The sequence below is a fragment of the Burkholderia puraquae genome, assembly GCF_002099195.1.
In the GTDB taxonomy this organism is placed as follows: domain Bacteria; phylum Pseudomonadota; class Gammaproteobacteria; order Burkholderiales; family Burkholderiaceae; genus Burkholderia; species Burkholderia puraquae.
In genome coordinates this window covers 244995-262850 of sequence record NZ_NBYX01000002.1, presented here as the reverse complement: position 1 = coordinate 262850, position 17856 = coordinate 244995, and the positions used below count along the sequence as shown (strand labels likewise).

The window sequence follows — 17856 nt, the reverse complement described above, 5'->3', positions numbered from 1 at the left end:
TTTCTCGTGGGCAAAAAAAGAGCGCTGCATTTGAACTGCAGCGCTCTTTGTCTTTGCGGCGGCGGCCGTTGCCGCGTTACTGCGCGGCCGGAGCGCTCGCAGGCGTCGCCGGTGCGGTTGCCGATGCCGCAGCAGGTGCCGCCGCCGGCGCACTCGCCGGCATCGCATTGTCTGCACCCGGATCGTCGTACTGCGGCAATCCCGGCGCGGCCGGTGCGTTGTTCGGCGTGGCGCCCGATGCGCCGCCCGCATCGCCCGGATCCTCGTAGTTCGGCAACCCCGGTACGGCCGGCGTCGCGGCCGGCACGGCGCCCGATTCACCCGGTTCGTTGTAAGTCGGCAGCGTGGCCGACGACGACTGGCTGCGATACGTCAGCGACTTGCGCTGCTGCAGGTACGCGTCACGCACGAACGAATACGGATCGAGCGCGGCCTGCTTCAGCAGGTCGGTCGCGCCGAGCAGGTCCGAACGCGCACTGATGAACTGCGCGATATACATCGGGTTGCGCGCGGCCGGCTCGATGTAGTTGAGCAGGTTGAAGCGCACGTCCACCGCGCGGCCGACGCCGTCGCGGATCGTGCTCGGCCCGAACACGGGCAGCACGAGGTACGGGCCCGACGGCACGCCCCAGCGCGCCATCGTCAGGCCGAAGTCCTGGTGATGCTTCGGCAGCCCGGCCGGCGTCGCGATGTCGATCAGGCCGGCGACGCCGAACACCGAGTTCATCGCCACGCGCATCAGATCCTCGGTGGCATCGGTGATGCGCAACTGCAGCAGGTTGTTCGCGATGTTGCCGAGATCGCCGAGGTTCGAGAAGAAGTTGCTGATCGCGGTGCGCACGGGCGTCGGCGTGACCTTCTGGTACCCCTTCGCGATCGGCTGGGCGATGGTCGTGTCGACGGTGTCGTTGAACTTGTACATCGCCCGGTTCATCGGCTCGAGCGGGTCGTTGGGGTTGCGGTTCGGTCCCGTCGCGCAGCCGGCCAGCACAGTGCTGGCGGCAACGGTCGCCGCAATGATTCGCACCTTATTCATTGATTCCTTGCGATTGGTTCTTGGCGCGTTTGACGCGCGGTTTGCCCATCAGGACGGGCTGGAACACCACGGCGCCGATCAGCGTGCAGGTCAGGGCCAGCGCGAGCAGTTTGCCCATGCTCGACGTGCCCGGGTGGTGCGACAGCCACAGGCTGCCGAATGCGGTCGCCGTCGTCGCGGCGCTGAACAGGACGGCGTGCGTGAGGCTCGAGTGCAGCAACCCGGTTTGCCCCGCGCGCCACGCCATCACGAAATACACCTTGAACGCGACGCCGACGCCGAGCATCAGCGGCAACGCGATGATGTTCGCGAAGTTGAGCGGCATGCCGAGCACGACGCACAGTTCGAGCGTCACGACGCCCGACACGAGCAGCGGCACCAGCGTGCGCAGCACGTCGCCGAAGCGGCGCAGCGTGACCCACAGCAGGATCGTGATCGAGATGATCGACCACAGCGCCGCATGCAGGAACGCATTGATGATCGTGTCGGCCGAATGCAGGATCGAGATCGGCCCGCCGGTCGCGCCCGGCTCCGCGGCCTTCACGGTCTGCGCGAAACGGCGCAGCATCGTGTCGTCGTTCGGGTCGACGCCCTTCGGCACCTTCGGCGAAATCTGCACGAGCGCGTGGCCGTCCGGCCCGACCCAGTCGCGCACGAGCTGCGGCGGCAGCGATTCGCGCGTGATGTCCTGCGGCTGCAGCAGCGATGCGAGCTGGTTGAGCGCGATGCGCAGCGTGTCGGAGAACGCGCGCTCGGCGCGGTCGCGCGTCGCGGCATCTGCGGCGGCGAGCTTCGCGAGCGACGCCGACAGGTGCTGCGCGGCGGCAGCGCCCGGGCCCGGATGATCTTCGGCCGCGTAGCTCAGCAGGTCCGACAGGCGCTTGAGCGCGGCGACGCGCTGCGCGTCGGTCGCGGGCGGCGCGGCCGGCTGCGTCAGGGCGGGCACGAGGTCGCTCGCGGCCGCGGCGATCGCCGCGCGCTTGGCCGGCTGGTCGGCGGGAATGAAGGTCGACAGCGTGGTCGTGCGGCCGACTTCAGGCAGCGCGTCGAGGCGCTTCGCAGCCGCGTCGGCATCCGCGAGCGACGGCGCGAGCAGCGTGACGTCGTTGACGGCGGCTTCCGGCGAATCCTTCAGCGCGAGCAGCGTTGCCATCGATTCGCTGTTCGGATCCTTCAGGTGCAGCGGGTTGAAGTCGAAGCGCAGGAACGCGAGCAGCGGCAGCGCGCCGACCACGACCACGAGCGTGCCGATCAGGATCGGCTTGCGATGACGATCGAGGTAATCGTCGACCGGCGCGAGCCACGGGAAGCCCGGCGTCTTCGATTCGCCCGGCGGCGCGAACAGGCGCAGCAGCGCGGGCAGCAGCGTGAGCGTGGTCAGCAGTGCGACGAACATCCCGACGCCCGCAATCAGGCCGAGCTCGGACACGCCGCGATAGGCCGTGGGAATGAACGAGAAGAAGCTCGCCGCGACGGCCGCGGTGGCCAGCGCGAGCGGCATGCCCATCGAGTGCGCGGCGCCGATCAGCGCGTGATCGATGCGCTGGTCGCGGAAGCGCTCCTCGCGGTACTTCACGCCGTACTGGATCGAGAAGTCGACGCCGAGGCCGACGAACAGCACCATGAACGCGACCGAGATCATGTTCAGCGAACCGACCATCGCGAGGCCGAGCGCGGCGGTCACGACGAGGCCGACGAACAGCGTGACGAGGACCGAGCCGATCATCCGCTTCGAGCGCAAGGCCAGCCACAGGATGACGAGCACGGCGAGCAGCGTGAAGACGCCGTTGAGGGCCGCGCCGTCTTCGACCGACGCGAATTCGTCGTCGGCGAGCGGCTGTTCGCCGGTCAGGTGCACGGCCGCGCCAAAGCGCTTCTCGAGGTCGAGCGAACGGGCCGCGTCGCGGATCACCTGGCTGGTTTCCGCGCCGGCCTTCAGCGCGCCGTAGTTGACCACGGGCTGCACGGTGACGAACGCGCGCGCGGGCTGCCGCGCGGCGTCGCTGTCGACCAGCGCGCGCCACGAGAACGCGGCCGGCTTGCCGGCCAGCACGTCGTCGACCGTTGCAGCGCTGCGGGCGAGCAGCTTCGCCATCGCGGGCAGTTTCACCTGGCCGGTCAGCAGCGGCTGGCCGAGCGTGGTCGACAGCGTGGTGGCGAGCCCGGTCAGGCTCGGGTTCTTCGCGAGTTCGTTGACGAGCGGGCGCGCGCTCGCGAGCTGCGAGGTGGTATCGGTGACATCCTGCGGCGACAGGAACAGCAGCCCGTTGTGCTCGAAGAACGGCCCGCCGCCGGGCTCGGCAACCTGGCCGATGCGGCCGGCTTCGGCATCCTTGCGCAGCGCTTCGGTCAGCGCATGCGCGGCGGCATTCGCGAATTCGGGCGCGGGCGCCTCGACGACCGCGAGGATCGTGCCGTTGCGTTGCGGGAACGCTTTATCGACGGCCTGGCCGAGCGCGGCAAATTGCGGTTCCGCGTCGACGAGCTTGCTGATGTCGGTGTTGATCTTGAAATGCTGCGCGACATAGACGCCGCTGAGCGCGGCGATGACGAGCGACAGGACGACGACCCAGACGGGTCGACGCACCGACCATGCAACGAGTCGGACGATGAGAGATGTCACCATGTGGCGGTGGGAAGCGGCTGGCAAGGGCAAAGTAGCCAAGTATACCGGCGCAGCGTGGCGGCGGTCGTGACGTTGGGGGTTTTGGGGAGGGAAGGAGATTTGTTCGCGACGGCGGAATCGGTACCGATGGCCGGCCGGTTTATAAGGGGATATTTACATAATCGGCGCCACGCCGCTTCGACGCGCCTCCGCAGGCCTGTGACAAATGAAGCTGAAAGGTAACAGTCGGTCACGGCGCGGCAGCGAGGCGTCAGGCCCGGTATACTTTGCAGCGTCGGCCGGTGCAATGATCCGGTCGTTTTTTCTCATCGAGCGATATTCGTATGAAACGTCATCTGTTTGCTTTCGTCGCGGCGGCCGCCGTGTCGGTTTCCGCTTTCGCGCAGAGCGCGCCGGTCGATATCGTCCGCAATGCGGTCGAGGGCACCGTCACCGCAATGAAGGCCGATCCCGCCGCACGCGGCGGCGACATGGCGAAGGTCACGCAGGTCGTCGAGCAGCGCTTCCTGCCCGCGACCAACTTCGAGCGTACGACCCGCATCGCGGTCGGCGACGCGTGGAAGCAGGCCACGCCGCAACAGCAGCAGGAGCTGTACAAGCAGTTCAAGCTGCTGATGACGCGTACCTACGCCGCGTCGCTCGCGCAGCTCGGCAGCCAGGACGCGAAGTTCTCGTTCAAGGCGGGCGGCGCGTCGGGCGCCGACGCGCTCGTGCAGTCGACGGTCACGACGCCGGGCGACAGCCAGTCGGTCGGATATCGTCTCGGCAAGGTCGGCAACGACTGGAAGATCTACGACATCGACATGTCGGGCGCTTGGCTGATCCAGGTCTACCAGGGGCAGTTCAAGAGCCAGCTCTCATCGGGCGGGATCGATGGCCTGATCGCGTATCTGCAGAAGCACAATTCGCGGACGAACTGACGGCCGTTGCAAGGCCTCGGTCCGGATGCACGAAGGGCGCCCTCGGGCGCCCTTTTTTCATGGCGGCGCGTGGACCTCGCACGTGTTCGCGCCTACCTCCGCCGATGCTCCACCGCAAATTTGATCAGCTCGGCCTGCCCTTCGATTTCCAGCTTGCGCTTCAGATTGAGCCGGTGCGTCTCGACCGTGCGCACCGACAGCCCCGTCTGCTGCGCGATCTGCTTGCTCGACAGCCCTTCCGCCAGCGCGTCGAGGATGTCGCGTTCGCGTGGCGTGAGCCGGTCGAGCGGCGACGCGGTCGCGCTCGCGTGGATCATCCGCGCGGCGAGCCCTTCGCTGAAGAACGTCTGGCCGGCCAGCACCGCGCCGATCGCGCGGACGATCTCGCTCGCGGGCGAATCCTTCAGCAGGTAGCCGCTCGCGCCGGCACGCACGGCCTGCGTCACGTATTCGGTGTTGTCGTGCATCGACAGCATCAGCACGCGGATGCCCGGAAAGCGCTCGTGGAACACGCCCGCGAGCGTGATGCCGTTCATCCCGTTCATGCCGACGTCCATCAGCGCGAGATCGGGTTCGAGCGACGCGGCGAGCGCGAGCGCCTCGTCGGCGTTGCCGGCTTCGCCGACCACGGACAGGTCGGCCGCTTCGAGCCGCATCCGCAAGCCGTCGCGCACGAGCGGGTGATCGTCGACGAGCAGCAGTCGGGCGACGGGCCGGGCGGTGTCGGGGGCGCTCATGCGTGAAAGGTCTCCTGTTATGGGGCGCGTCATGACGCGGTGCCCGGCAGCGGCACCCGCGCGGCAACGATCGTGTGGCCGACCTGCGACGTGATCGTCAGCATGCCGCCGAGCGCGTCGAGGCGCTCGCGCATGTTGCGCAGGCCGATGCCGCGGCGCGCATCCGCCTGCGAGCGTTCGGCGTCGAAGCCGCAGCCGTTGTCGGCGATGGTCAGCGTGACGGATTGCGCGCCGACGTCGAGCGTGACGGCCGCGCGCGACGCCTGCGCATGATGCACGATGTTGCTGAGCGCTTCCTGTGCGATCCGGAACAGCGCGGTGTTGACCGCCGCGGGCAGCGGCCGGGCGCTGCTGTGCGCGACCTGCGTATAGCCGATGTCGATGCCGCTTTCGGCGCCGAGCTCGCGCACCAGCTGCTCGAGTGCCGCCGCGAGGCCGAGATCGTCGAGCATCGCGGGACGCAGCGCATGCGAGATGCGCCGCACTTCACGCAGCGTGTCGCCGAGCCGCACGACGCCCGATGCCAGCGCCTGCTCGGCCTCGGGCATGCGCGCCGAGCCGCGTTCGAAGCGCGCGAGCGCGGATTCGAGCATCAGCTTCGCCGATACCATCATCTGGCTGATCCCGTCGTGCAGCTCGCGCGACAGCCGCGCCCGCTCCTGCTCCTGCGATTCGACGACGCGCTGCGCGAGCAGCTTGAGCTTCGCGTCGGCACTGCGCGACTCGCTGACGTTCAGCACCAGCGCGCACACGGCAATTGCCGCCGCGCCCGTGAGCGCGATCGCGGTGAGCCAGCTCATCGTGCGCTCGATGTTCGCGGACGCGCGCGCGTCGATGCGCTGCAGCGCGGTGTCGACGTCGTCGAGATAGATGCCGGTGCCGACCATCCAGCCCCAGCGCTCGAGCGCGACGACGTAGCCGAGCTTCGGCGCGACGCGGCCTGTCGACGGCCGCTGCCATGCGTAGCGCACGTAGCCGCCGCCGCTCGACGCCGCGCCGATCAGTTGCTGGATCGTCAGCGCCCCCTGCGGGTCGCGCATCGACCAGTAGTTGTGACCGACGCGCTCGGGCTCGCGCGGATGCATCAGCGAATTGCCGTGCAGGTCGTACACGAAGAAATAGCCGTCGGGGCCGAAATCCATTTTCTGCAGCATCGCGAGCGCCTGCGTGCGCAGCAGCGCGTCGTCGCGCGCGTTGCGGCCGCTCGCGTCGTAGAGCGGCATGATCGCGCTCGTCGCGAGCTCGACGTAGTGCTTCAGCTCGACTTCCTTGCTCGACAGGTACGCGGCCTGGATCGTCGCGTGCTGCGTGCGCGCGAGGGACGTCGCCTGCTGGCGCACGCCGAAGCCGATACCGGCGATCGCGAGCAGGAACGGCACGATGGCCAGAAGGAAGATCTTTGCCTTGAGTCTCATGGTGGTGCGAAGCGGCCGCGAACCGGGCCGGCCGGGCGCATCAGCCGCGCGGCGGCGTGTCGAGGCGACATTGTCGGCGATTTTGCGCACGGGCGGCGACGGCGGCCCGGCGGCCGCCCTGCCGCCGCTCGGCGGCGTGGTGCCCCGGCCGCTCAGGCCTGCCGCGCCGCGAGGCCGCCGGAAGCGGCCGCGTGCACGACGATGCGGTTGCGCCCGCCTTCCTTCGCGCGATACAGCGCGTCGTCGGCCAGCTTCAGCGCGGCCTGCATGTCGTCGTCGAGTTCGGGATAGCTGGTCGTCACGCCGATGCTCACCGTCAGGCGGCCGGCCGTGCCGGCGTCGTGCCGGATGCCGAGATCGAGGATGCCGGTGCGGATCGTCTCGGCGATCGTCACCGCGCCATCGGTGTCGACGTCGGGCAGCACGACGACGAATTCCTCGCCGCCGTAGCGCGCCGCGTAGTCGGCCGGACGGCGCAGGCAGCCGGCGATGCAGTGGCCGACCGCGGCGAGCGCGTCGTCGCCGGCCTGGTGACCCTGCGTGTCGTTGTAGCGCTTGAAGTAATCGACGTCGATGAACAGCAGCGACAGCGCGTGCTGCGAGCGCGCGGCGCGGCGCCATTCGCGCGCGAGCGTGACGTCGAGCATCCGGCGGTTGTCGAGGCCCGTGAGGCCGTCGGTGCGCGCGAGCGCCTGCAGCTCGGTTTCCGCGCGGTGACGCTTGCGCAGCTGCACGTCGAGCAGCAGCGACAGGCCGACGAAGCCGATCGCGAGCGCGGCCATCGCGGAGCCGATCGGAATCGCACGGTCGTACCACGCGGCGTAGGTATCCGCTTCCGAGCGGGCGACCATGATGATGAGCGGCAGGTGCTCGAGGTGCCGGAACACGTACAGGCGCCGCACGCCGTCGATCGACGCGGTGTCGGCGAAGCTGCCTTCGCTGGCGGTCATGAACCGCCGGAACGTGCTGGCGTGGCTGATGTCGCGGCCGACGATCTTCGGCTCGTAGGGCTCGCGCGCGAGCATCTTGCCGTCCGTGTTGATCAGCGCGATCGAGCCGCGATCGCCCAGCGACAGGCGCGAGAACAGGTTCTGGAAATATTCGAGCCGGATCGACATCACGGCGACGCCGCCGAACGAGCCGTCGGGCTTCGTGATCCGCCGGCTGAGCGCGACGCTCGGCGAGCCGTCGCGCAGCCGCGAGTGATACGGGGGGCTGACGTACAGGCCGGCGTCGGGGTGGTCGCGGTGCACGGCGAAGTACGGTTCGTTGACGAAGTTGGCCTCGCGCGGCACATCGCTCTTGCCGTCGACCGCGATGTCGCCCTTCGCGTCGAGCACGTAGATGCCGCCGAGGTACTTGGCTGTCGTCGCACGGTCGAACAGCACCTGGCGGCGCAGCGACATCGGCAGCTTGACGATCGCGGGGTCGTTCGCGCCTTCGACGACGGCCTGCAGCGACAGCGAATAGATCTCGATGTTGCGCTCGATGTCCCACGACGCCATCAGCGCAAGATTCTGCTGCATCGCGATCGAGCGGTCGCGCGCGTCGATGCGGCCTTCGTACAGCACGATCCCGCACAGGAGCAGCAGGACCAGCGCGATCAGCAGCCCGGTATAGAAGATCAGGTGCGGCAGCAGGAACCGGCGCAGATGAGCGGCGACACGGCTCGTCAGGCCGGATTCGCTGGGCATTGCGTAGTCGGTTTCTGCCATGGTCGGTGGATCGAAGGGCATTGCCGCCGGGAGGCGGGCCGATGCGATGGGTTCGTATGACGTGCCGGCGGCGATCCGTGACGCGGCCATTTCGACGCCTTCCTGCCGGCCGGCGGAGAAAATGGCCGCCGATTATCGGTAATCGCGGCCAGATATACCGGTAAATCAAACATTCATTGGCGACATCTGCGCCGATTCAACGATCCGACGAATCGGGCAGCGCGAATTCAACGGAGTATAGCGCGCGCGTCTGCGCGCGCGGAAAATGTTGCGCGCCGTTGATCCGGATCAAATTTCAGTGAATTCCCGGGCTTGCGAATATTGGGCAGAGCGTTCCGGTGCAAGGCTTTGCGGCATGAAGGGTCGTGGCGCGCGGCATGCAGCTGCCGATTCCATCCAGTTAACGGCACACGCACGCGAAAAATGAAGGCAGACGATATGCGCCGATTATCCGTTTCAATGGCCGGACGAACACGAAAATGAAAACGGGCGGTCGTGGCGGCCGCCCGTCTGGTAAAGCCCGCATACGGGCTTCCGGCATACGGGCTTCCGGCATACGGGCTCCCGGCATACGGGCTCCCGGGATGCCGGGAGCCCGCAGCACGCCCATGCTTATCCGCCGTGCTGTTGCGCCTTGAACGCGAGCCGGAACCGGTGCAGCAGCGGCTCGGTATAGCCGCTCGGCTGCGACGTGCCCTGCAGCGCGAGCGCGCACGCGGCCTTGAACGCGGTCGACTCGTCGTAGCCGGGCGCCATCGGGCGATAGTTCGGGTCGCCGGCGTTCTGCTGGTCGACGACGCGTGCCATCCGCTTGAACACGTCGAGCACGAACGCCTCGGTGATCACGCCGTGGCGCAGCCAGTTCGCGATGTGCTGGCTCGAGATGCGCAGCGTCGCGCGGTCTTCCATCAGGCCGACGTCGTGGATGTCGGGCACCTTCGAGCAGCCGACGCCCTGTTCGACCCAGCGCACGACGTAGCCGAGGATGCCCTGCGCGTTGTTCTCGACTTCGCTCAGGATCTCGGCCTCGCTCCACGCCGCGCGCTCGACGACCGGCACGGTCAGCAGGCCTTCGAGCAGCGTGTCGCGCTCGCTTGCGTACGGCGTCTTCTCGAGTTCCTGCTGGACGGCCTGCACGTCGACGAGGTGGTAGTGCAGCGCGTGCAGCGTCGCGGCGGTCGGCGACGGCACCCACGCGGTGTTCGCGCCCGCGCGCGGATGCGCGATCTTCTGCTCGAGCATCGCGTGCATCAGGTCCGGCATCGCCCACATGCCCTTGCCGATCTGCGCGCGGCCGCGCAGGCCGGCCGACAGGCCCGCGAGCACGTTGTTGCGCTCGTACGACTGGATCCAGGCCGACGACTTCATGTCGCCCTTGCGGATCATCGGGCCCGCTTCCATCGCGGTGTGCATTTCGTCGCCGGTGCGATCGAGGAAGCCGGTGTTGATGAACGCCACGCGCGCGGCAGCGGCGGCGATACACGCGGCGAGGTTCACGCTGGTGCGGCGCTCCTCGTCCATGATGCCCATCTTCAGCGTGTTGCGCGGCAGGTTGTACAGATCCTCGATGCGCGCGAACAGCGTATCGGCGAACGCGACTTCGACCGGGCCGTGCATCTTCGGCTTCACGATGTAGATCGAACCCGTGCGCGAGTTGCGCTTCGCCTTCAGGTCGTGCAGCGAGCACAGCACCGTGACGACGCCATCGAGGATCCCTTCCGGAATCTCGTTGCCGTCGCGGTCGAGCACCGCGCCGTTGGTCATCAGGTGGCCGACGTTGCGCACGAACAGCAGCGAGCGGCCATGCAGCGACAGCGTGCCGCCGGCGGGCGTCGTGTAGTCGCGGTCGGCGTTCAGGCGGCGCGTGAAGGTCTTGCCGCCCTTCGCGACTTCCTCGACCAGCGTGCCCTGCATCAGCCCGAGCCAGTTGCGGTAGAGCTGGACCTTGTCGTCGGCGTCGACCGCTGCGACGGAATCCTCGCAGTCGATGATCGTGCTGACCGCGGCTTCGAGCACGACGTCCTTCACGTTCGCGAGATCGGCGCGACCGATCGGGGTCGACGCGTCGATCTGGATCTCGACGTGCAGGCCGTTGTGCTTCAGCAGGATCGCGGACGGCGCGTCGGCCGCGCCCTGGTAGCCGACGAACTGCGCCGGCTGCGCGAGGCCCACGATTCCCTTCGCGGTTTCGACGGCGAGCTGGCCGTCCTGCACGCGGTAGCGCAGCGCGTCGCGGTGCGAGCCGCTCGCGAGCGGCGCCGCGTTGTCGAGCACGTTGCGCGCGTAGTCGATCACGCGCTGGCCGCGCGTCGGGTTGTAGGTCGCGGTGCGTTCGGCGCCGCCGTCTTCAGGCAGCGCATCGGTGCCGTACAGCGCGTCGTACAGGCTGCCCCAGCGCGCGTTCGCGGCGTTCAGCGCATAGCGCGCGTTCGACAGCGGCACGACGAGCTGCGGGCCGGCCTGCGTGGCGATCTCGCTGTCGACGTTCGCGGTGGCTGCCGCGACGTTCGACGGGACCGGCACGAGGTAGCCGATCTGTTCGAGGAATGCGCGATACGCGGCGTGGTCGCGCACGGGGCCGGGGTGCGCGCGGTGCCAGCTGTCGAGTTCCTGCTGCAGGCGGTCGCGTTCCGCGAGCAGTTCGCGGTTGCGCGGCGCCAGGTCGTGCACCAGGGCCGAGAAACCGCTCCAGAACGCGGCCTTGTCGATGCCGGTGCCCGGCAGCGCTTCGTTTTCAATGAACTGGCTCAGCGCTGGCGCGACTTGCAGTCCTGCTTGGTCGATCATCGTTAATCCTCCCGGGGAAAAAATCGCGCGCGGCTTGGGCTGGTTATGCCGCGACGCTTTGTGTGCCGGCGCGGGCGATCTGCGCGTCCTGTTCGGACTTTACGCCAGACACGCCGATCGCGCCCGCGATCCGGCCGCCGACCGTGACCGGCACACCGCCTTCGAGCAACCCCGTCAGCGGCACGCTGAGAAACGCGGTGCGGCCACCGTTGATCATATCCTCATACGCTTTCGTCTCGCGCCGGCCGAGCGCCGCCGCGCGCGCCTTGTCCTGCGCGATATAGGTGGTGGCCGGCGATGCGTCGTTCAGCCGCGCGAACGCGAGCAGGTGGCCGCCGTCGTCGACGACGGCGATCGACACGGCCCAGCCGTGGCGCTCCGCTTCCGCGCGGGCGGCGGCGAGCATGCGGTCGGCATCGGCGAGTTCGAGTTCGGGTTTCGTCTGCATGGCATTCCTCCGGAATCAGGTCAGTTGACGCGTGGGTTGTCGATGAGCTCGATCCAGTGGCGCACAGGCGTGCGGCCCGCGCCGTTCAGGTGAGTCTGGCAGCCGACGTTGGCCGTGACAATCAGGTCCGGCCGCGCGGCTTCGAGCGCGTCGAGCCGGTTGTCGCGCAGTTTCGTCGCGAGCGCGGGCTGCGTCAGCGAATACGTGCCGGCCGAACCGCAGCACAGATGGCCGTCGGCGACATTCGTCAGATCGAAGCCGAGCCGCGTCAGGATGCGTTCGACCGCGCCGCCGAGGCGCTGCGCGTGCTGCAGCGTGCACGGGCAATGCACCGCGATGCGGCGCGGCATCGAACCGGCCAGCGCATCGAGCGGCTCGGCCGCGATCACCTCGGCGAGATCGCGCGCGAGCGCGCTGACGCGCTGCGCTTTCTCCGCATAGACGGGGTCGGAGCGCAGCAGGTCGCCGTATTCCTTGACGAACGCGCCGCAGCCGCTCGCCGTCAGCACGATCGCTTCCGCACCCGCTTCGATCGCGGGCCACCATGCGTCGATGTTGCGGCGTGCGCGGGCGAGGCCCGCATCCTGCGCGTTCAGGTGATATTCGGTCGCGCCGCAGCAGCCAGCCTCGCGCGCCGGGCTCACGCTGATGCCGAGCCGGTCGAGCACGCGCGCGGCGGCCGCATTGGTGTTCGGCGACAGCGACGGCTGCACGCAGCCTTCGAGCATCAGCACGCGCCGTGCATGGCGTACGGCCGGACGGGGCGCGGCTGCGGGGATGGCGGCCGGGATCTTGTCCTGCAGCGTGCCGGGCAGCAGCGGGCGCAGCGCGCGGCCGGCCTTCAGCAACGCGGCGAACGTCGCCGGGCGCGGCACGACGTGACGCAGCCCCGCGCGCAGCAGGCGCTCGCGCGCGGGCCGCTGCGCGCGTTTTTCGGCTTCCGCGCGGCCGATGTCGAGCAGCGTGTGATAGCGCACGCCGGACGGGCAGGTCGTCTCGCAGTTGCGGCACGTCAGGCAGCGGTCGAGATGCTGCTGCGTGCGTTCGCCGCATGGTTCGCCTTCGAGCAACTGCTTGATCAGGTAGATGCGCCCGCGCGGCCCGTCGAGCTCGTTGCCGAGCACCTGGTAGGTCGGGCAGGTCGCGTTGCAGAAGCCGCAGTGCACGCATGCGCGCAGGATCGCTTCCGCTTCGTCGGCCCGGGCGAGGGCCTTGCTTGCTTCGCTGAGATTGGTTTGCATCGGCGGTCGGGATCGGGTTCGCGTCAGAAATCGGCGTACAGGCGGCCGGGATTGAAAATCGCATGCGGGTCGAGCTGCGCCTTGAGCTGCCGGTGCACGCGCAGCAGCGCGGCCGGCAGCGGCTGGACCGGCTCGGGCGAGGCGCCGGGCGTGAAGCAGGTCGCATGGCCGCCCGCGTGCGCGGCGAAGCGCTGCACGTCGGCCGGCGGGGCATCGCTCTTCAGCCAGCGCTGTGCGCCGCCCCAGTCGGCGAGCAACACGCCGGGCAACGCGTCGAGCGGCGCCGCGGCCGGCACCGACACGCGCCACAGCGGACGCGGATCGTCGAAGAACGGCAGCGCGAGGTCGCGCAGCCGTGCCCAGAACGCGTCGTCGCGGTCGTCCATGCGCTCGCCGCCGATCGCATCGCGCGCGGCCTTCACCGAGCCGTCGCCGCCTTCGATCCGCACGCGCAGCACTCCGTCCGCGTGGCATGCGCCTGCAAGCGGCAGCCCCGCACGCCGCCAGGCAGCGACGCGCCGCACGGCTTCGTCCACGGCAAGCGGCAACGCGAGATCGCACCTCGCGCGCGGCTTCGGCAGCACCTTCAGCGACACCTCGGTCACGACGGCGAGACAGCCGAAGCTGCCCGCGAGCAACCGCGACACGTCGTAGCCCGCGACGTTCTTCATTACCTCGCCGCCGAAGCGCAGGTGCTTCGCGTGGCCGGTGATCACGCGACAGCCGAGCACGAAGTCGCGCACCGCGCCGGCCCACGGGCGGCGCGGCCCCGACAGCGCGGCCGCGAACATCCCGCCGACCGTTGCCGCGCCGCCGAACGACGGCGGTTCGCACGGCAGCATCTGGCCGGCCGCGTCGAGCATTGCTTCGAGTTCGGCGAGCGGCGTGCCCGCGCGCGCGGTGATGACGAGTTCGGTCGGGTCGTACGAGACGACGCCGCGATGCGTGCGCACGTCGAGCGTGCGGCCTTCGACGGGGCGGCCGAGAAAAGCCTTCGTGCCGGCGCCGCGGATGTGCAGCGGCTGGCGATCGTGGATCGCCGCGTCGACCTGCGCGACGAGCGCTGCGCTGTCGTCGATCGATTCGATGTCGCGTCGCATCAGAAGCGCTCCAGTTCGGGAAACGGCAGCTTGCCGTGATGGACGTGCATCGCGCCGAATTCGGCGCAGCGGTGCAGCGTCGGGATGTTCTTGCCGGGATTGAGCAGGCCTTGCGGATCGAATGCGGCCTTCACCGCGTGGAAGAACGTGATTTCGTCGGCGTTGAACTGCACGCACATCTGGTTGATCTTCTCGCGGCCGACGCCGTGCTCGCCGGTGATGCTGCCGCCCGCCGCGACGCACAGCTCGAGGATCTTTCCGCCGAGCGCTTCCGCGCGGTCGAGCTCGCCGGGCCGGTTCGCGTCGAACAGGATCAGCGGGTGCATGTTGCCGTCGCCCGCGTGGAATACGTTCGCGACCGGTAGCCCATATTCGGCGGACAGCGCGGCGATGCCCTCGAGCACGCGCGGCAGCTCGCGGCGCGGGATCGTGCCGTCCATGCAGTAGTAGTCGGGCGACATGCGGCCGACCGCCGGAAACGCGTTCTTGCGGCCGGCCCAGAAACGCTGGCGCTCGGCTTCGTCGCGCGCGACGCGGATCTCGGTTGCGCCCGCGTCGCGCAGCAGCGTGGCGACGCGTTCGGCGTCTTCTTCGACGTCGGTCGGCGAGCCGTCGAGCTCGCACAGCAGGATCGCCTGCGCGTCGACCGGGTAGCCCGCATGAATGAAATCCTCGGCCGCGCGGATCGCGAGGTTGTCCATCATCTCGAGGCCGCCGGGAATCACGCCCGCGCCGATGATCCGCGCGACCGCGGCGCCGGCTTCCGCGACGTCGTCGAAGCTCGCCATCAGCACCTTCACGCTCGGCGGCTTCGGCAGCAGCTTCACGGTGACTTCCGTGACGATGCCGAGCATCCCTTCCGAGCCGGTGAACAGCGCGAGCAGGTCGAAGCCGGGCGCGTCGAGCGCGTCGGCGCCGAGCGTGAGCGTATCGCCGTCGATCGTCAGGATCTCGACCTTCAGGATGTTGTGCACGGTGAGCCCGTATTTCAGGCAGTGCACGCCGCCCGCGTTCTCGGCGACGTTGCCGCCGATCGAGCAGGCGATCTGCGACGACGGATCGGGCGCGTAGTAGAGGCCGTAGGGTGCGGCCGCCTGTGAGATGGCGAGGTTGCGCACGCCGGGCTGCACGCGTGCGATGCCGGCATCGGGGTCGATGCCGAGAATCCGGTTGAACTTCGCCATCACGAGCAGGATGCCTTTTTCGAGCGGCATTGCGCCGCCTGACAGCCCCGTGCCCGCGCCGCGCGCGACGACCGGCACGCCGAGTGCGGCCGCAACGCGCAGCACTGCGCGCACCTGCTCGACCGTGTCGGGCAGCACGACCGCGAGCGGCACGGTGCGGTACGCGGCGAGGCCGTCGCATTCGAACGGCTTGAGTGCCTCGCGTTCGTGCAGCACGTCGAGGCCGGGCGCCGCCGCGTGAAGTGCGGCGACGAGTGTGTCGCGGCCGACGGTCGCCAGCGGGCCGTCGATCCGTTCGTCGTAGGTGAAACTCATCGGGGTGTCTCCGTCTCTTTCATGCGGCAGCGCGATGGGCGGTGCGCCGGATGGACGGGATTCTTGGCGTGCCGCGGGCGTGTGTCCAGACGTGGCTGGTGTGGTCATACCAGTTTTTGAAAGGCGATTGGAAAGCCGCTGCGACCTATGCCTTTAAACCCAATGGGGAAAAGGGTTTGTGAGAAAATCGCCAATATCCTTCGGAAGTGGTCATACCAGTATGGAAATGCAGGATCGCGCAGGCCCGGCGCGGAACGTGGCCGACGTCGTTGCCGAGCGCATCGAGACGCTGATCGTCGACGGCGTGCTGAAGGCCGGGCAGGCGCTACCGTCCGAACGGCGGCTGACCGAGAAGCTCGGCGTGTCGCGCACGGCCGTGCGTGAAGGGATGAAGCTGCTGCGTGCGCGCGGGATCATCGACACCACGCACGGCAAAGGCTCGTTCGTTGCGAGCCTGACCCCGCAACGCGAAGTCTCGCCGATGATGCATCTGCTCGGCTCGCAGCCGCGCACGCTGTACGACCTGTTCGAGGTGCGCGGGATGCTCGAGACGGAGGCGGCACGGCTCGCGGCGCTGCGCGGTACGCCGGCCGATTTCATCCTGATCAGGCGTCGCTATGAGGAGATGACGGCGGCCGATGCGCAGGATCTCGACCCGGCCGCGCGCGCGAAGCTCGATCATGCGTTTCATCTCGCAATTTGCGAGGCGTCGCATAACCCGGTGCTTGTGAATACGCTGCAGTCGTTGACGGATCTGCTGCTGAGTTCCGTGTTTGCGTCGGTGAACAATCTCTATCACCGGGAGCCGTTGAAGAAGCAGATTGATCGGCAGCATGCGCGGCTTTATAACGCGGTGACGGGGCGGCTGCCCGATCAGGCGCGCAAGGCAGCGAGCGAACATATTCGCCAGTGCGTCGAGTATTTGCGCGAGATCGAACAGGAGGAGCAGCGGCTCGTGCGGTCGACGTTGCGGCTCGAGGGGTGGACGTGAACGGCCGCGGGCACGCTTGCGCGATGACATGGATCACGTCGGCGGGCGGAACGTTGCGTCGAATGGCGAGAAACTGACGTTCGCAGGCGAGGCGATTATCGAAGTCAACTTCGATAATCCAGAGTGGCAAAATGGCTTCGAGCACGATCCTGAAGCGGCTGCCGCCGCGCGTATCGCGCTGTTCAATGAAGCCGCCGAAGCTGGCGCGCTACTGGCCGCAGCGCAAGTCGCGTTTCCGTCCATCGGTCATATTGCAAAGAACGGCGACGGATTTCGCTGCGTGCCGGTTTTGTTGGACTACTGATCGTCTATCGACTGTCGATGATCGCCATGAGACCGCCGCGCGTTCACGAGGCTTGCAGCGTTTTTCGTAGACGATCACGCGTCGTCGCCGTTACAGCGGCAACAAAAAAAGCCCGCCGAAGCGGGCAACCTCACGATGCGGAGGGGGAGATGCGAGTGTGCGTGTGCAGCGCGTTCAGCCTTTCGTCGCCCCGAACGTAAGCCCTGCGACGAAATGCTTCTGCATCGCGAAGAACATCGCGACCGACGGCAGCGCGGCAAGAATCGACCCGGCCGATACGAGATTCCACGACGTCGTCCACTGCCCCTTCAACGCGGCAACGCCTGCCGTGATCGGCGCGGCTTCATCGCCTTGCGTGAGACACAGCGCCCAGAAGTAGTCATTCCACACGAACGTAAAAACGAGAATCGCCAGCGCGGCCAGCGCAGGCCGGATCAACGGCAGCACGATCCGCCAGAACACCGTCCATTCCCCCGCCCCCTCAATTCGCGCCGCCTCGATCAACTCGAATGGCAGCTGCTTGATGAAGTTGCGCAGGAACAGCGTGCAGAACCCCGTCTGAAACGCGACATGAAACAGGATCAGCGCCTCGACCGTATTGAACACCCCGAGCCGCAGCGACAAGTCCCGCACCGGAATCATCAACACTTGCACCGGCACGAAGTTACCTGCGACGAACGTCCCGAACAGCGCGGTACTCCCGCGAAACTTGTAGGTCGCGAGCGCAAAGCCCGCCATCGCCGCGAGCGCGATCGAGCCGATGACGGACGGCACCGTGATCTGCACACTGTTCCAGAAGTAATGCAGCATCGGTGACGTCGTCAGCGCGTCGCGATAGTTCTCGATCATCGAGAAGTGCCGCGGCCAGCCCCAGTAATGGCCTTCGACCAGTTCCTCGGTCGAGCGCACCGAGGTGACGAACACGGCGATCATCGGCAGCAGCCAGATCAGCAGCGCGACGGGCAGCGACAGCTTGTACAGCCTGCGCGAGACGGGCTTCCATTGGGCAATGGGAGTCGGAAACATGATGGCCTCCG

13 protein-coding genes and 1 pseudogene are annotated in these 17856 nt (G+C 68.1%); 3 read left to right on the top strand and 11 right to left on the bottom strand.

The genetic code is table 11. The features are described from left to right. Positions 1-76: 76 nt before the first annotated feature. A complete protein-coding gene (locus tag B7G54_RS05555; protein WP_085038168.1) occupies positions 77-1036 on the bottom strand; it encodes an MlaA family lipoprotein in 960 nt (319 codons plus the stop codon). Further along, the gene (gene hpnN, locus B7G54_RS05550) at positions 1029-3662 is read right to left on the bottom strand and encodes a hopanoid transporter HpnN (protein ID WP_085038167.1); all 2634 of its coding nucleotides are present in this window, start codon (positions 3660-3662) and stop codon (positions 1029-1031) included. The genes B7G54_RS05555 and hpnN overlap by 8 nt, the downstream gene beginning before the upstream one ends. Positions 3663-3985: 323 nt before the next feature. Here hpnN and B7G54_RS05545 point away from each other — a divergent pair, with 323 nt between their 5' ends. Continuing rightward, on the top strand, positions 3986-4582 hold the full coding sequence (locus B7G54_RS05545; protein ID WP_085038166.1) for an MlaC/ttg2D family ABC transporter substrate-binding protein: 597 nt from the start codon (positions 3986-3988) through the stop codon (positions 4580-4582). A 92-nt stretch (positions 4583-4674) separates the two neighbouring features. Here the strand turns inward: B7G54_RS05545 and B7G54_RS05540 are convergent, their stop codons facing one another. From B7G54_RS05540 to glcD, 8 genes are all read right to left on the bottom strand, one after another. Continuing rightward, the gene (locus B7G54_RS05540) at positions 4675-5319 is read right to left on the bottom strand and encodes a response regulator (RefSeq protein ID WP_085038165.1); all 645 of its coding nucleotides are present in this window, start codon (positions 5317-5319) and stop codon (positions 4675-4677) included. A gap of 29 nt (positions 5320-5348) precedes the next feature. Next, positions 5349-6734, bottom strand: coding sequence for a cache domain-containing protein (locus B7G54_RS05535; RefSeq protein ID WP_085038164.1), 1386 nt, complete (start codon positions 6732-6734; stop codon positions 5349-5351). A gap of 152 nt (positions 6735-6886) precedes the next feature. After that, positions 6887-8449: a sensor domain-containing diguanylate cyclase gene (locus B7G54_RS05530; protein WP_085038163.1), complete on the bottom strand. Its 1563-nt coding sequence runs from the start codon at positions 8447-8449 to the stop codon at positions 6887-6889. 612 nt (positions 8450-9061) lie between these two features. Next, entirely contained in the window at positions 9062-11236 is a 2175-nt protein-coding gene (locus B7G54_RS05525) for a malate synthase G (protein WP_085038162.1), read from the bottom strand. A gap of 43 nt (positions 11237-11279) precedes the next feature. Further along, positions 11280-11684, bottom strand: a complete 405-nt coding sequence (locus B7G54_RS05520) for a GlcG/HbpS family heme-binding protein (protein ID WP_085038161.1) — start codon at positions 11682-11684, stop codon at positions 11280-11282. A 20-nt stretch (positions 11685-11704) separates the two neighbouring features. Then, the gene (gene glcF, locus B7G54_RS05515) at positions 11705-12925 is read right to left on the bottom strand and encodes a glycolate oxidase subunit GlcF (RefSeq protein WP_085038160.1); all 1221 of its coding nucleotides are present in this window, start codon (positions 12923-12925) and stop codon (positions 11705-11707) included. Between the two features lie 23 nt (positions 12926-12948). Next, the gene (gene glcE / locus B7G54_RS05510) at positions 12949-14025 is read right to left on the bottom strand and encodes a glycolate oxidase subunit GlcE (protein WP_085038159.1); all 1077 of its coding nucleotides are present in this window, start codon (positions 14023-14025) and stop codon (positions 12949-12951) included. Continuing rightward, complete coding sequence (gene glcD, locus B7G54_RS05505) at positions 14025-15524, bottom strand: glycolate oxidase subunit GlcD (protein WP_085038158.1); 1500 nt, start codon at positions 15522-15524, stop codon at positions 14025-14027. The genes glcE and glcD overlap by 1 nt, the downstream gene beginning before the upstream one ends. A 220-nt stretch (positions 15525-15744) precedes the next feature. On the opposite strand from glcD, the gene glcC reads away from it, so the two are divergent. Continuing rightward, complete coding sequence (gene glcC, locus B7G54_RS05500) at positions 15745-16515, top strand: transcriptional regulator GlcC (protein WP_085038157.1); 771 nt, start codon at positions 15745-15747, stop codon at positions 16513-16515. A 49-nt stretch (positions 16516-16564) separates the two neighbouring features. Then, positions 16565-16819, top strand: a pseudogene (locus B7G54_RS05495) (MBL fold metallo-hydrolase); the annotation flags it as partial. Positions 16820-16993: 174 nt separating this feature from the next. Here the strand turns inward: B7G54_RS05495 and B7G54_RS05490 are convergent. After that, positions 16994-17845 carry a carbohydrate ABC transporter permease gene (locus B7G54_RS05490; RefSeq protein ID WP_085038156.1) on the bottom strand — a complete coding sequence of 284 codons (852 nt, stop codon included), beginning with the start codon at positions 17843-17845 and terminating at the stop codon, positions 16994-16996. Positions 17846-17856: the final 11 nt, after the last annotated feature.